Here is a 13,389-nt window from a genome sequence, read left to right on the forward strand (position 1 = left end):
TCAGGAGGCGGCGCGGGCGGCCATCCGGGCCTTGCGCGCGGCAAGCTTCTCGTCGAACTTGCTCGCCTCGGCGTCCAGCCCGTTCATGTACAGGCCGAGCTCCTCCTGCGCCTTGAGACCCTCCGGGCCGAGCCCGTCGATCTCCAGGACCTTCAGGTAGCGCAGGACGGGCTGGAGCACGTCGTCGTGGTGGATGCGCATGTTGTAGATCTCGCCGATCGCCATCTGGGCGGCGGCCCGCTCGAAGCCCGGCATGCCGTGTCCGGGCATCCGGAAGTTGACGACGACGTCGCGCACCGACTGCATGGTCAGGTCGGGAGCGATCTCAAAGGCCGCGCCCAGCAGGTTGCGGTAGAAGACCATGTGCAGGTTCTCGTCGGTCGCGATGCGCGCCAGCATGCGGTCGCAGACGGGGTCGCCCGACTGGTGACCGGTGTTGCGGTGCGAGACGCGCGTCGCGAGCTCCTGGAAGGCGACGTACGCGACCGAGTGCAGCATCGAGTGGCGGTTGTCGGACTCGAACCCCTCCGACATGTGCTGCATACGGAACGCTTCGAGCTTGTCCGGGTCGACGGCACGCGACGTGAGCAGGTAGTCACGCATCACGATGCCGTGCCGGCCCTCCTCGGCCGTCCAGCGGTGCACCCAGGTGCCCCAGGCGCCGTCGCGGCCGAAGAGGGAGGCGATCTCGTGGTGGTAGCTCGGGAGGTTGTCCTCGGTCAGCAGGTTCACGACGAGGGCGATCTTGCCGATGTCGGTGACCTTCGACTGCTCGGGCTCCCAGGCCTGACCGTCGTCGAAGATGCCCGGGAAGTTCCGGCCGTCGGAGAACGGCACGTACTCGTGCGGCATCCAGTCCTTGGCGACCTTGAGATGGCGGTTGAGTTCCTTCTCCACCACCTCTTCCAGCGCGTACAGCAGCCGGGCGTCGGTCCACGCGTCCGAACTGCCGAGTTGGGGAGAGGTGATCGTCACTGGTGCTCCTGGGGGACGGGGGCGAGGGCATGAATACCTACGGCTTCGTAGGTTACGTGACCGTAGGTTAAGGGGGTCGTAAGAGCTGAGCCAAGTCCCCCTCTGTAATGTCCCGTTACGTTCCGTTATGCCCACAGGTCACGCGGGTATACCGAGAGCCATGTCACGCGGATTTCGATATTCCGCACCCCCGGATACCCCTCGATAGCCCCGACACCCCCGATATCCCCCGTATCAGCTCAAGCCGGCCGCTTCTCCCTCCTCTCGTCCCAGTTCCAGCCGCCGGGTGGTCCCGATCGACTCCAGGAACGGCTCGTCGTGGCTCGCCACGATCAGCGCGCCCTCGTACGACTCCAGTGCCTGCACCAGCCGCCGCACACTCGCCATGTCCAGGTTGTTCGTCGGCTCGTCAAGCAGCAGCAACTGCGGCGCCGGCTCGGCCAGCAGCAGCGCCGCCAGCGTCGCCCGGAACCGCTCGCCGCCCGACAGCGTCCCGGCCGGCTGATCCGCCCGCGCCCCCTTGAACAGAAAGCGCGCCAGCCGCGCCCTGATGGCGTTGTTGGTCGCCGAAGGCGCGAACCTCGCCACGTTCTCGGCCACCGTCAGCCCGTCGTCCAGTACGTCCAGCCGCTGGGGCAGGAAGCGCAGCGGCACGTGCGCCACCGCCTCGCCCGAGACCGGATCGAGCTCCCCGGTGATCGTGCGCAGCAGCGTCGTCTTGCCCGCTCCGTTGCGCCCGGTCAGCGCGATCCGCTCGGGCCCGCGCACCTCGAACTCCCCGGTGATCCCGGCCCCGTACCGCAGTCCGAGGTCACGCAGCGTCAGTACTCTGCGCCCCGGATGCACGGTCGTGTGCGGCAGTACGACGTTGATCTCGTCGTCGTCGCGCACCGCGTCCACGGCCCCGCTCAGCCGCTCCTTCGCCTCCGCCAGCTTCTCGGCGTGCATGATGCGGTGCTTGCCCGCCGACTCCTGCGCGGCGCGCTTGCGGGCGTTCATGACGATCTTCGGCTCGCGCTTGCTGTCGAACATCTTCTGCCCGTACCGCTTCCGGCGGGCCAGCTTCACCTGCGCCTCGGCCAGTTCCCTCTTCTGCCGGTGTACGTCGGCCTCCGCGACCCGCACCATGCGTTCGGCCGCCTCCTGCTCGACGGCCAGCGCTTCTTCGTACGCCGAGAACGTCCCGCCGTACCAGCGGACTTCACCCTCCCGCAGCTCGGCGATCTGGTCGACGCGCTCCAGGAGTTCCCGGTCGTGGCTGACCACGATCATCACGCCGGACCAGGCCTCGACCGCGGCGTAGAGACGCTCGCGCGCGTGGCGGTCCAGGTTGTTCGTCGGCTCGTCGAGGAGGAGCACGCCGGGGCGGCGCAACAGCAGCGCGGCGAGCCGCAGCAGCACCGACTCGCCGCCGGAGACCTCGCCGATCGTCCGGTCGAGGCCGATCCGGTGGAGCCCGAGCTGGTCGAGGGTGGCGCGGGCGCGCTCCTCGACGTCCCAGTCGTCGCCGACGGCGGTGAAGTTCTCCTCCGTCGCCTCGCCCGCCTCGATGGCGTGCAGGGCGGCGCGCGTCCCGGCGATGCCCAGGGCCTCGTCCACGCGCAGCGCGGTGTCGAGGACCAGGTCCTGCGGGAGGTAGCCGACCTCGCCGGTTGCCTGGATCTTTCCGCCGGTGGGGGTGAGTTCCCCGGCGGCCAGCCGCAACAGGGTGGACTTCCCGGATCCGTTGAGGCCGATGAGTCCGGTTCTGCCGGGACCGACGGCCAGCGCGAACCCGTCGAAGACGGGCGTTCCGTCGGGCCAGCCGAAGGAGAGCGCGGAGCAGGTGAGATGGGTGGGGAAGGTGGCAAGGTGGCCTCCCGGTTGCTGGGAACGAGCAAGGGCAACGGGTGGAGACACCGGGGGAGTGGGCGACGTACGGCCGAAAGAGGTGTGACAGTCCTTCGCCGGGACAGCAACGGGACGGCGAAAAGGCCCCGGTCCGGGAAAGGACGGCTCAAGTGCCGAGGTCGCACGCGGAGCGCACAGACAGAAGCTGTGCGACACGGTGTCTCATGACCTCAGACGAGCAACGTCCACTCCGATCGACGACAACAGGGCCACGACAAAAGTACGTCGCGGCCCCATGGGATGCCAACCGATTATTTTCCGGGCGACGCCCGGACCCTCACAGCGCGTCGCGCAGCAGTTCGGCCAGGTCGTGGTCGACGTCGAGGTGCAGATGCTCGCCGCCGGCCGGGACGAGCGCGTGCGTGCGCTTGAGGAAGCGGCGCAGGTCGGCGGTGCGGAGGTGGACCATCGCGGTGCCCTCCGCGGCATGGAATTCCAGTACGGTCCGCCCGTACCCGTACGGCCGCACCTGTACGTCGCCCAGGCCGGCCCGCGATTCCATGCCCGTCTCCAGCAGTTCGCGGGCGAACGCCCAGGACACCTCGACGCCTTCCAGGGTGGCGGCGGGCGGGAAGGCCATGCGTACGGCGAACGGGTCGGCGCGGTTGTACCGCAGGGTCGCGGAGACCGTTTCGGTCCGGGGTGCGGACGAGACCAGACGGGCCTGCACGGCTTGCTCAATCACGGGAGACAATTCCTGCTCCCTCTCACGGTTCGGTTGATGCGTCCTGTCACAGGGACAGACGTAAGAACACGGGAATCCGTGCATGCGAGGGCGATGTGACCTGTGTCACCGCGCCGGGCGGCCTGGACGGCGTCGTGGCCGTGGGCTAGCTTCCAGCGCCATGAGGGGCATGGGGAAGACGAGTCGAATGGTGTCGCTGGGGCTGTGCGGGGCGGCGCTGGCCGCCGCCTTGGCCGCACCGGCGCAGGCGCACGTACGGAACGGGCCGGGCTGGCAGCTGAAGGACACCGGCAAGGACGTACGGCTGCGGGGCCTGGCGGCGGTCAGCAGGACGACCGCGTGGGTGGCAGGCTCCAAGGGCACGGTGCTGCGTACGGCCGACGGAGGGCGTGGCTGGCTCGATGTGTCGCCGCCCGGCGCGGGCGAGTTGGAGTTCCGCGACATCGAGGCCTTCGACGGGCGGCGCGCGGTGGTGCTGGCGATCGGTGAGGGCGAGGCGTCGCGGATCTTCCGTACGGAGGACGGCGGCGCGACCTGGACCGAGAGCTTCCGCAACGCCGACCCGAAGGCCTTCTACGACTGCGTCACCTTCTTCGACAGCCGCAACGGTCTGGCAATGAGCGACCCGGTCGACGGCAAGTACCGCATCCTGTCCACCGGCGACGGCGGCAGGTCCTGGAAGGTTCTGCCGGACGCAGGCATGCCCGCCGCCCACACCGGCGAGGCGGGGTTCGCGGCGAGCGGCCAGTGCCTGGTCAGCGCCGGCCCGTGGGACGTCTGGCTCGCCACGGGCGGCGGCGCCACGGGCCGGGTGCTGCACTCCGCCGACCGGGGCCTGACCTGGACCGCCACTGACACCACCATCCCGGCGGGCGATCCGGCACGCGGCGTCTTCGGCCTCGCGTTCCGCGACCGCGACCACGGCATCGCGGTCGGCGGCGACTACCGCACGGGCCAGGCATCACCGAAGGCGGCGGCGCTGACCGGCGACGGCGGGAGCACCTGGCAGCAGGCGAAGACACCGCCGCCGGCGTACCGCTCGGGCGTGACGTGGCTGCCGCACACCAAGTCCGGCGCGCTGGCGGTCGGCCCCACGGGGACGGACCTCACGCTCGACGGCGGCCGCCACTGGCGGACGATCGACACCGGCTCGTACGACACGGTCGACTGCGCACGGGACTTCGGCTGCTGGGCGTCGGGCGAAAAGGGCCGGGTGGCCCGCCTGGAACCCTGAGCGAGGGCCGCCCGGAATCAAACCCGTCCACGACGTTTGGGGGACCGGGGTCCGGGGCGGAGCCCCGGTTCGGGAAGGGGCGGGCAGGGGAACAGCCCCGCAGGGCCCCCCGCCGCCCACCCCCGCGCCGCTACGCCGTCGGCAACTGCTGCTGGTACGGGGCGAGTTCCGGCGCGGTCTTCGTCGCCACGAACTCCGTGATCCGGTACGCGCAGACCCCCGCCACCGTGAACGGATCCGCCGCCGCGATCTCCTCGATCCGTGCCCGGTCGTCCGCGACGGCCAGAATCACCCCGCCGTCACGCGGCTGCTTGCGCCCCGAGGCGATGAAAACCCCCGCCTCGTACTGCGCGTCCAGCCACGCCACATGGGCTTCCATCAGCTCGTCGATGCGCTCGACAGGCGCGGTGTAGGTCAACTCCATTACGAACATGACCGCCAGGCTACCCCGTACCCTTCTGACCACTATGAACAGCCTGCGTTCCCCCGCCGACGAAGCCGAAGCCCGAGCGATCCAGGACGAACTGCGCACCCGCGTAGTGCTCGACGAGCCGGGCCCGCCCCCCGGCACCGGGCTGGTCACGGGCGTGGATGTGGCGTACGACGACGAGCGTGACGTCGTCGCCGCGGCGGCCGTCGTCCTCGACGCCGCGACGCTCACCGTCGTGGAGGAAGCCACGGCGGTCGGCCGCGTCGCCTTCCCGTACATCCCCGGACTGCTCGCGTTCCGGGAGCTCCCGACTGTGCTCGCGGCCCTCGAATCCCTGTCGGTGGACCCGGGCCTCGTCGTCTGCGACGGATACGGGCGGGCCCACCCGCGCCGCTTCGGCCTGGCCAGTCACCTCGGCGTGGTGACGGGTCTCGCGACCATCGGCGTGGCCAAGAACCCCTTCACCTTCACGTACGAGCAGCCGGGCCCGCGCCGCGGCGCCCAGTCCCCTCTGGTCGCCGAGGCCGGCGAGGAAGTGGGCCGGGCGCTGCGCACCCAGGACGGCGTGAAGCCGGTGTTCGTCTCCGTCGGCCACCGCGTGAGCCTGGACAACGCCTGCGCGCACACCCTGCGCCTGGCACCCGACTTCCGGCTCCCCCAGTCCACGCGCGCGGCGGACACCCTGTGCCGCCGGGCGCTGCGCGATGCGGTGGGTGCCGGTTTCGGAACAACCACGTAACTGAGTACTTGTACGGATGTTTGAATCGCCGTAATCGGACAGAGTGATCGCATGACGATGTATTCGCACCCCGAGCACCCCACGCACCCCAGCCCGCCGAGGTCGGTCGAGTCCGTGACGCTCCACCGGGCGGGCCGCCGTACGAACACGGTCATTCTGGTCGGCGGCCTGGCCGCGCTGGGCTGGACCGGCGGGATGATCTACACCATCGCGGGCTGGTTCACCGGCGGCTGACCCGCCGGCCGCGCGCACCGCCGCGTACGCGTCAGTCCCGCACGGCCGCGACCCGGAACCTCAGCCCGGCCGCCATCAGCCGCTCCAGCAGCGCGTCGCCCATCGCCACCGCCGTCGTCACCTGCCCCGACGTCGCGGGCAGCTCGTCGAAGGCCAGGCACAGCACCGACTCGGCCAGCATCTTCGCCGTCTCGTCGTAGCCGGGGTCGCCGCCCGACACCTCGGTGAACACCCGGCGCCTGCCGCCCTCACCGACGAAGCGCACCGTGAACCAGCTCCGGCCCCTGCGCTCCTCGTCCGGCCCCGAACCGGCCGCGTACCGGCCCATGAGCCACGCCCGCGCCGCCGGGATCTGGGCCAGCGCGAACACGGCTCCCACCGCCGCCACCCCGCCCGCCGCCACCGGCAGCCACTTCACCGCCGCGTAATGCCGGTAGCGGAAGTCCGGGCCGTAGCGCTCCAGCGCGGCCGCCGAACGGGCCACCACCTGCGGATCGATGGTCGGAAGCGGCAGCGCCCACGCCCCCGTCTCGCGGCTGCGCCGCGGCGCGCCGATCGGGGCCCGCGCCCGCCGTCCCACCAGCCTGGGCTCGGACAGCCGCCGCTCGCGGGCGGCCCGCAGCGTCTGCCGCCCGCGCCCGAAAGCGGTAAGCGCGGAGGCGAAGGTGCCGCCCGAGAACATGGCGTTGGAGCGGACGAATCCGTCGACGCGCAGAGGTATGCCCTCGGGCAGCTGCTTGACCGTGAAGTAGACGCCGAGGTCGTGCGGTACGGAGTCGAAGCCGCACGCGTGCACGATCCGTGCCCCGGTCTCCCGCGCCCGCGCGTCGTACGCCAGGTACATCCGGTCGGCGAACTCCGGCTCGCCCGACAGGTCCGCGTAGTCCGTGCCCGCGTCGGCGCAGGCGGCGACGAGCCCCTCGCCGTACTGGATGTAGGGGCCGACGGTGGTCGCCACCACGCGTGTACGGGCGGCGAGTTCGCGCAGCGAGGCCGGGTCGGCAGCGTCGGCGTGCAGGGCGGGAAGGGTCGCGCAGGCCGGGTTGACCGCGACGAGCCGCTCGCGCAGTTTCTCCAGCTTCGCGGGGGTACGTCCGGCAATCGCCCAGCGGCAGTCGGCCGGTGCGTGCGCGGCGAGGTACCGCGCGGTGAGCTCCCCGGCGAAGCCCGTCGCCCCGAAGAGCACGATGTCGTACGGGCGCTCCGTGCCGCCTCTGCGTGGAACCGTCTCAGTCATGGGGGCAGAGGGTAGCGGTGATCCCCGGTAAAAAGAACTAAGCGCTTGCTCGCCCCAAGGGCTTGTGCGGAGTGGAACACGTTCTTAGCATCATTGATGTTACATCAGTTGTGTCACAGTGCTGGGGGCTTGATGGCAGCGGCAGGGAACGGCCCGCTCTCCGGAGTGCGCGTGGTGGAACTGGCGGGAATCGGCCCCGGCCCCTTCGCCGCCATGCTCCTCGCCGACCTCGGCGCCGACGTGGTCCGCGTCGACCGCCCCGGTGGCGGGGGCCTGGGCATCGATCCGGCGTACGACCTCACCAACCGCAACAAACGCTCGGTGATCGTCGACCTCAAGTCGGCGGACGGCCCGGCCCGGGTCCTGGACCTCGTCGAGCACGCGGACGTGTTCATCGAGGGGTACCGGCCCGGTGTCGCCGAGCGCCTCGGCGTCGGCCCCGACGCGTGCCTGGCCCGCAACCCGCGGCTCGTGTACGGGCGGATGACCGGCTGGGGCCAGGACGGGCCGCTCGCGCAGCGCGCCGGGCACGACATCGCGTACATCGCCCTCACCGGCACCCTTGGCATGTTCGGCAAGCCGGACGAGCCGCCCACCGTCCCCGCGAACCTCGTCGGCGACTACGCGGGCGGCTCGCTCTATCTCGTCATCGGCATCCTCGCCGCGCTCCAGCACGCCCGCACCGAAGGCGGCACGGGCCAGGTCGTCGACGCCGCGATCGTGGACGGCGCGGCCCACCTCGCCACGATGATCCACGGCATGCTGGCGGCCGGCGGCTGGCAGGACAGGCGCGGGTCGAACCTGCTCGACGGCGGCTGCCCCTTCTACGGCACCTATGAGACGTCCGACGGTCAGTACATGGCGGTGGGCGCGCTGGAGCCGCAGTTCTACGCCGAGTTCACCGGCCTCCTCGGAATCGGGGAAGCCGAAGCGCGAGCCCGCGCCGACATGGCCCGCTGGGGCGAGCTGCGCGAGCTGATCGCCGCCCGCTTCAAGGCGAGGACCCGCGCCGAATGGACCGCCGTCTTCGAGGGCTCGGACGCCTGTGTCGCCCCCGTCCTCTCCCTGCGCGAGGCCCCCTCCCACCCGCACCTCGCCGCCCGCTCCACCTTCATCACCCACGACGGACTGACCCAGCCCGCGCCCGCGCCGCGCTTCTCGGCCACGCCGGGGGCCGTGCACAGCCCACCCGCCCGGCCGGGCGCGGACACCGCCGAAGTGGCCCGCGACTGGGACGTACCAAGCATCGAGAAGGCCGGCCGCAGGAGGCAGAGTTGAAGCGTCAGATTTTCACCGCGGAGCACGAAGCGTTCCGGGAGACCGTGCGCACCTTCCTGGCGAAGGAAGTGACGCCGTACTACGAGCAGTGGGAGAAGGACGGCATCGTCAGCCGGGAGGCGTGGCTGGCGGCAGGCAGGCAGGGGCTGCTCGGCCTCGCCGTACCGCAGGAGTACGGGGGCGGCGGGAACGACGACTTCCGCTACAGCGCCGTACTGGCCGAGGAGTTCACCAGGGCGGGCGCCGCCGGGCTCGCGCTCGGACTGCACAACGACATCATCGGCCCCTACCTCACCGGGCTCGCCACCGACGAGCAGAAGCGGCGCTGGCTGCCCGGCTTCTGCACGGGGGAGACGATCACCGCCATCGCGATGACGGAGCCGGGCGCCGGCTCCGACCTCCAGGGCATCCGTACGACGGCCGAGGACCGGGGCGACCACTGGCTGCTCAACGGCTCGAAGACGTTCATCTCCAACGGCATCCTCGCCGACCTGGTGATCGTCGTCGCCAGGACATCGCCCGAGGGCGGCGCCAAGGGGCTGTCCCTGATCGTCGTGGAGCGCGGCGCGGAAGGCTTCGAGCGCGGACGCAATCTCGACAAGATCGGCCAGAAGTCCCAGGACACCGCCGAGCTGTTCTTCAACGACGTACGCGTCCCCAAGGAGAACCTGCTCGGCGAGCGGGACGGCGCCTTCATCCACCTGATGACCAACCTCGCTCAGGAGCGCATGGGCATCGCGGTCGCCGGGATCGCCGCCGCCGAGTACCTGCTGGAGATCACCACGCAGTACGTCAAGGAACGCGAGGCGTTCGGACGGCCGCTGTCCAAGCTCCAGCACATCCGCTTCGAGATCGCGGAGATGGCCACCGAATGCGCCGTCACGCGTACGTTCCTCGACCGCTGCATCGTCGATCACTCGAACGGGGAGCTCGACGCGGTCCACGCGTCGATGGCCAAGTGGTGGGCCACCGAACTCCAGAAGCGCGTAGCCGACCGCTGCCTGCAACTGCACGGCGGCTACGGCTACATGACCGAGTACCGCGTCGCCAAGGCCTTCACCGACGGCCGTATCCAGACGATCTACGGCGGCACGACCGAGATCATGAAGGAGATCATCGGCCGCTCGCTCCTCGCCTGAGCACTTCCCGCCCGACCCCTCGCCCGACTTCTTTCCCGTAACCCCCGAGTCCCGTAACCCCCGAAAGGCTGCTGTCTTGAGCACCGAAGCGTTTGTGTACGACGCGATCCGCACCCCGCGCGGGCGCGGCAAGGCCAATGGCGCCCTGCACGGCACCAAGCCGATCGACCTCGTCGTCGGTCTCATCCACGAGATCCGCCGCCGCTTCCCCGACCTCGACCCGGCGGCCGTCGACGACATCGTCCTCGGCGTCGTCAGCCCGCTCGGCGACCAGGGCTCGGACATTGCGCGCACCGCCGCCGTAGCCGCCGGGCTGCCGGACACCGTGGCGGGCGTACAGGAGAACCGCTTCTGCGCATCGGGTCTCGAAGCCGTCAACATGGGGGCGGCGAAGGTCCGTTCCGGCTGGGAGGACCTGGTGCTCGCGGGCGGCGTCGAGTCGATGTCGCGCGTCCCCATGGGCTCCGACGGCGGTGCCTGGGCCATGGACCCGATGACCAACTGGGACACCGGCTTCGCGCCCCAGGGCATCGGCGCCGACCTCATCGCCACCATCGAGGGCTTCACGCGCCACGACGTCGACTCGTACGCCGCCCTGTCGCAGGAGCGGGCAGCCGAGGCGTGGAAGGACGGCCGCTTCGCGCGCTCCGTCGTACCCGTCCTGGACCGCAACGGCCTGACCGTCCTCGACCGCGACGAGCACATGCGTCCGGGAACGACCGCGGACTCCCTCGCCGCGCTCAAGCCGTCGTTCGAGATGATCGGGGAGCACGGCGGCTTCGACGCCGTGGCGCTCCAGAAATACCACTGGGTCGAGAAGATCGACCACGTCCACCACGCGGGCAACTCCTCCGGCATCGTCGACGGCGCGGCCCTCGTCGCCATCGGCTCGCAGGCCGTCGGAGAGCGTTACGGGCTCACCCCGCGTGCCCGTATCGTCTCGGCCGCCGTCTCCGGCTCGGAGCCGACGATCATGCTGACGGGTCCCGCGCCCGCTACCCGTAAGGCACTCGCCAAGGCGGGACTGACCATCGACGACATCGACCTGGTCGAGATCAACGAGGCGTTCGCCGGCGTCGTACTGCGCTTCGTCAAGGACATGGGGCTCTCGCTCGACAAGGTCAACGTCAACGGCGGTGCCATCGCCATGGGCCACCCGCTGGGCGCCACCGGCGCGATGATCCTCGGCACGCTCATCGACGAGCTGGAGCGCCGCGACCAGCGGTACGGCCTGGCCACGCTGTGTGTCGGCGGCGGTATGGGCATCGCCACCGTCATCGAGCGTCTCTGACCGTCCCGTCCCACCCCCTTACGGAGAGAAAGAAACCCATGAGCGAGAGCACCACCATCCGCTGGGAACAGGACGAGACCGGTGTCGTCACCCTCGTCCTCGACGACCCCAACCAGTCCGCGAACACCATGAACGCGGCTTTCAAATCCTCCATCGCGGCGATCGCCGACCGCGCGGAGGCCGAGAAGGACTCCATCCGCGGCATCATCTTCACCTCCGCCAAGAAGACCTTCTTCGCGGGCGGCGACCTCAAGGACATGATCAAGGTCGGTCCGGAGAACGCCCAGCAGGCCTTCGACACCGGTACGGCGATCAAGGCATCCCTGCGCCGCATCGAGACCCTCGGCAAGCCGGTCGTCGCGGCGATCAACGGCGCGGCCCTCGGCGGCGGTTACGAGATCGCCCTCGCCTGTCACCACCGCGTCGCCCTCGACGCGCCCGGCTCCAAGATCGGCCTGCCCGAGGTCACGCTCGGTCTCCTCCCGGCGGGCGGCGGAGTCACCCGCACCGTACGCCTCATGGGCATCGCGGACGCGCTCCTCAAGGTCCTGCTCCAGGGCACCCAGTACAACCCGCGGCGGGCCCTGGAGAACGGCCTGATCCACGAAGTCGCCACCACGCCCGACGACATGCTGGCCAGGGCCCGCGCCTTCATCGACGCGAACCCGGAGTCCCACCAGCCGTGGGACATCAAGGGCTACAAGATCCCCGGCGGCACCCCGTCCGACCCGCGCTTCGCCGCGAACCTCCCCGCCTTCCCGGCCAACCTCAAGAAGCAGACGGCCGGCGCCCCCTACCCCGCCCCCCGCAACATCCTCGCGGCGGCCGTCGAGGGCGCACAGGTCGACTTCGAAACGGCGCTGACCATCGAGGCCCGCTACTTCACGGAGCTCGTCACGGGTCAGATCGCCAAGAACATGATCCAGGCGTTCTTCTTCGACCTCCAGGCCGTCAACTCCGGCGCCAACCGCCCCAAGGGCATCGAGTCCCGCCCCGTCCGCAAGGTCGCCGTCCTCGGCGCCGGGATGATGGGCGCGGGCATCGCGTACTCCTGCGCCCGCGCCGGCCTCGACGTCGTCCTCAAGGACGTGACGGCCGAAGCCGCCGCCAAGGGCAAGGCGTACTCCGAGAAGCTCCTGGCGAAGGCGCTCTCGCGCGGCCGTACGACCGAGGCCGAGCGGGACGAACTCCTCGCCCGCATCACCCCGACCGCGAACCCCGCCGACCTGGCGGGCTGCGACGCCGTGATCGAGGCGGTGTTCGAGGACACCGCGCTCAAGCACAAGGTGTTCCAGGAGATCCAGGACATCGTCGAGCCGGACGCGCTGCTCTGCTCCAACACCTCCACCCTTCCCATCACCGGCCTGGCACAAGGGGTTTCCCGCCCCGCAGACTTCATCGGGCTGCACTTCTTCTCGCCGGTCGACAAGATGCCGCTCGTCGAGATCATCAAGGGGGAGCGGACGGGCGACGAGGCGCTGGCGCGCGCGTTCGACCTCGTACGCCGGATCAAGAAGACGCCGATCGTCGTGAACGACTCGCGCGGCTTCTTCACCTCGCGGGTCATCGGCCAGTTCATCAACGAGGGCGTGGCCATGGTCGGCGAGGGCATCGAGCCCGCGTCGATCGAGCAGGCGGCGGCCCAGGCCGGCTACCCGGCGAAGGTCCTGTCCCTGATGGACGAACTGACCCTCACCCTCCCGCGCAAAATTCGCCACGAGACGAAGCGGGCGGTCGAGGCGGCCGGCGGCACCTGGCCGGGGCACCCGTCGGACGCGGTCATCGACCGCATGGTCGACGAGTTCGGGCGTACGGGTCGCAGCGGCGGGGCGGGCTTCTACGAGTACGGCGAGGACGGCAGGCGCACGCGTCTGTGGCCGGGCCTGCGTGAACACTTCACGAAGCCGGGCGCCGAGATCCCCTTCGCCGACATGAAGGAGCGGATGCTCTTCTCGGAGGCGCTGGACACGGCCCGCTGCTTCGAGGAGGGCGTCCTCACGTCGGTCGCCGACGCCAACATCGGCTCCATCATGGGCATCGGCTTCCCGGCCTGGACGGGCGGCGCGATCCAGTACATCAACGGTTACGAGGGCGGCCTGCCCGGCTTCGTAACCCGCGCGCGAGAGCTGGCAGCGACGTACGGCGAACGCTTCACCCCACCGGCGCTGCTGGTGGAGAAGGCGGAGCGGGGCGAGAGGTTCAGCGACGCGTAACCCTGCCGCCGGGCGGGCGGGGGTGGGTGGGTGGATGCCGCTGC

Annotated in this window: 12 protein-coding genes; 7 read left to right on the top strand and 5 right to left on the bottom strand. The window is 70.5% G+C overall.

The window, feature by feature from the left end; all coding sequences use genetic code 11:
• From G412_RS0131635 to ssgD, 3 genes are all read right to left on the bottom strand, one after another.
• Positions 1–975, bottom strand: coding sequence for an acyl-ACP desaturase (locus G412_RS0131635; RefSeq protein ID WP_028815536.1), 975 nt, complete (start codon positions 973–975; stop codon positions 1–3).
• Positions 976–1,209: 234 nt separating this feature from the next.
• On the bottom strand, positions 1,210–2,874 hold the full coding sequence (locus G412_RS36945) for an ABC-F family ATP-binding cassette domain-containing protein (protein ID WP_051338736.1): 1,665 nt from the start codon (positions 2,872–2,874) through the stop codon (positions 1,210–1,212).
• 268 nt (positions 2,875–3,142) lie between these two features.
• The gene (gene ssgD, locus G412_RS0131645; protein ID WP_028815537.1) at positions 3,143–3,559 is read right to left on the bottom strand and encodes a spore wall synthesis regulator SsgD; all 417 of its coding nucleotides are present in this window, start codon (positions 3,557–3,559) and stop codon (positions 3,143–3,145) included.
• A 151-nt stretch (positions 3,560–3,710) separates the two neighbouring features.
• Here ssgD and G412_RS0131650 point away from each other — a divergent pair, with 151 nt between their 5' ends.
• The gene (locus G412_RS0131650) at positions 3,711–4,784 is read left to right on the top strand and encodes a WD40/YVTN/BNR-like repeat-containing protein (protein WP_425274528.1); all 1,074 of its coding nucleotides are present in this window, start codon (positions 3,711–3,713) and stop codon (positions 4,782–4,784) included.
• Between the two features lie 130 nt (positions 4,785–4,914).
• Here the strand turns inward: G412_RS0131650 and G412_RS0131655 are convergent, their stop codons facing one another.
• Positions 4,915–5,217, bottom strand: a complete 303-nt coding sequence (locus tag G412_RS0131655) for a YciI family protein (protein WP_028815539.1) — start codon at positions 5,215–5,217, stop codon at positions 4,915–4,917.
• Between the two features lie 34 nt (positions 5,218–5,251).
• On the opposite strand from G412_RS0131655, the gene G412_RS0131660 reads away from it, so the two are divergent.
• Both G412_RS0131660 and mmpA read left to right on the top strand, forming a co-directional pair.
• Positions 5,252–5,953: an endonuclease V gene (locus tag G412_RS0131660; protein WP_028815540.1), complete on the top strand. Its 702-nt coding sequence runs from the start codon at positions 5,252–5,254 to the stop codon at positions 5,951–5,953.
• Positions 5,954–6,004: 51 nt separating this feature from the next.
• Positions 6,005–6,187, top strand: coding sequence for a morphogenic membrane protein MmpA (gene mmpA, locus G412_RS36950; protein WP_037650555.1), 183 nt, complete (start codon positions 6,005–6,007; stop codon positions 6,185–6,187).
• A gap of 31 nt (positions 6,188–6,218) precedes the next feature.
• Here mmpA and G412_RS0131670 read toward each other — a convergent pair whose 3' ends face one another.
• Entirely contained in the window at positions 6,219–7,424 is a 1,206-nt protein-coding gene (locus tag G412_RS0131670) for a saccharopine dehydrogenase family protein (RefSeq protein ID WP_028815541.1), read from the bottom strand.
• 132 nt (positions 7,425–7,556) lie between these two features.
• Between G412_RS0131670 and G412_RS0131675 the strand changes: the two genes are divergently transcribed.
• From G412_RS0131675 to G412_RS0131690, 4 genes are all read left to right on the top strand, one after another.
• Positions 7,557–8,702 carry a CaiB/BaiF CoA transferase family protein gene (locus G412_RS0131675; RefSeq protein ID WP_078607565.1) on the top strand — a complete coding sequence of 382 codons (1,146 nt, stop codon included), beginning with the start codon at positions 7,557–7,559 and terminating at the stop codon, positions 8,700–8,702.
• Positions 8,699–9,841 carry an acyl-CoA dehydrogenase family protein gene (locus tag G412_RS0131680; protein ID WP_028815543.1) on the top strand — a complete coding sequence of 381 codons (1,143 nt, stop codon included), beginning with the start codon at positions 8,699–8,701 and terminating at the stop codon, positions 9,839–9,841. The genes G412_RS0131675 and G412_RS0131680 overlap by 4 nt, the downstream gene beginning before the upstream one ends.
• 76 nt (positions 9,842–9,917) lie before the next feature.
• Complete coding sequence (locus tag G412_RS0131685) at positions 9,918–11,132, top strand: acetyl-CoA C-acetyltransferase (RefSeq protein ID WP_028815544.1); 1,215 nt, start codon at positions 9,918–9,920, stop codon at positions 11,130–11,132.
• A gap of 38 nt (positions 11,133–11,170) precedes the next feature.
• Positions 11,171–13,345, top strand: a complete 2,175-nt coding sequence (locus G412_RS0131690) for a 3-hydroxyacyl-CoA dehydrogenase NAD-binding domain-containing protein (protein WP_028815545.1) — start codon at positions 11,171–11,173, stop codon at positions 13,343–13,345.
• Positions 13,346–13,389 lie beyond the last annotated feature (44 nt).

Source organism: Streptomyces flavidovirens DSM 40150, from assembly GCF_000429085.1.
In the GTDB taxonomy this organism is placed as follows: domain Bacteria; phylum Actinomycetota; class Actinomycetes; order Streptomycetales; family Streptomycetaceae; genus Streptomyces; species Streptomyces flavidovirens.

Bases quoted from the DNA above. Each gene is read 5' to 3' on its own strand.
- G412_RS0131660 (WP_028815540.1), top strand. From the start codon at position 5,252: ATGAACAGCCTGCGTTCCCCCGCCGACGAAGCCGAAGCCCGAGCGATC.
- G412_RS0131655 (WP_028815539.1), bottom strand. From the start codon at position 5,217: ATGTTCGTAATGGAGTTGACCTACACCGCGCCTGTCGAGCGCATCGAC.
- mmpA (WP_037650555.1), top strand. From the start codon at position 6,005: ATGACGATGTATTCGCACCCCGAGCACCCCACGCACCCCAGCCCGCCG.
- G412_RS0131670 (WP_028815541.1), bottom strand. From the start codon at position 7,424: ATGACTGAGACGGTTCCACGCAGAGGCGGCACGGAGCGCCCGTACGAC.
- G412_RS0131690 (WP_028815545.1), top strand. From the start codon at position 11,171: ATGAGCGAGAGCACCACCATCCGCTGGGAACAGGACGAGACCGGTGTC.
- G412_RS0131650 (WP_425274528.1), top strand. From the start codon at position 3,711: ATGAGGGGCATGGGGAAGACGAGTCGAATGGTGTCGCTGGGGCTGTGC.
- G412_RS0131675 (WP_078607565.1), top strand. From the start codon at position 7,557: ATGGCAGCGGCAGGGAACGGCCCGCTCTCCGGAGTGCGCGTGGTGGAA.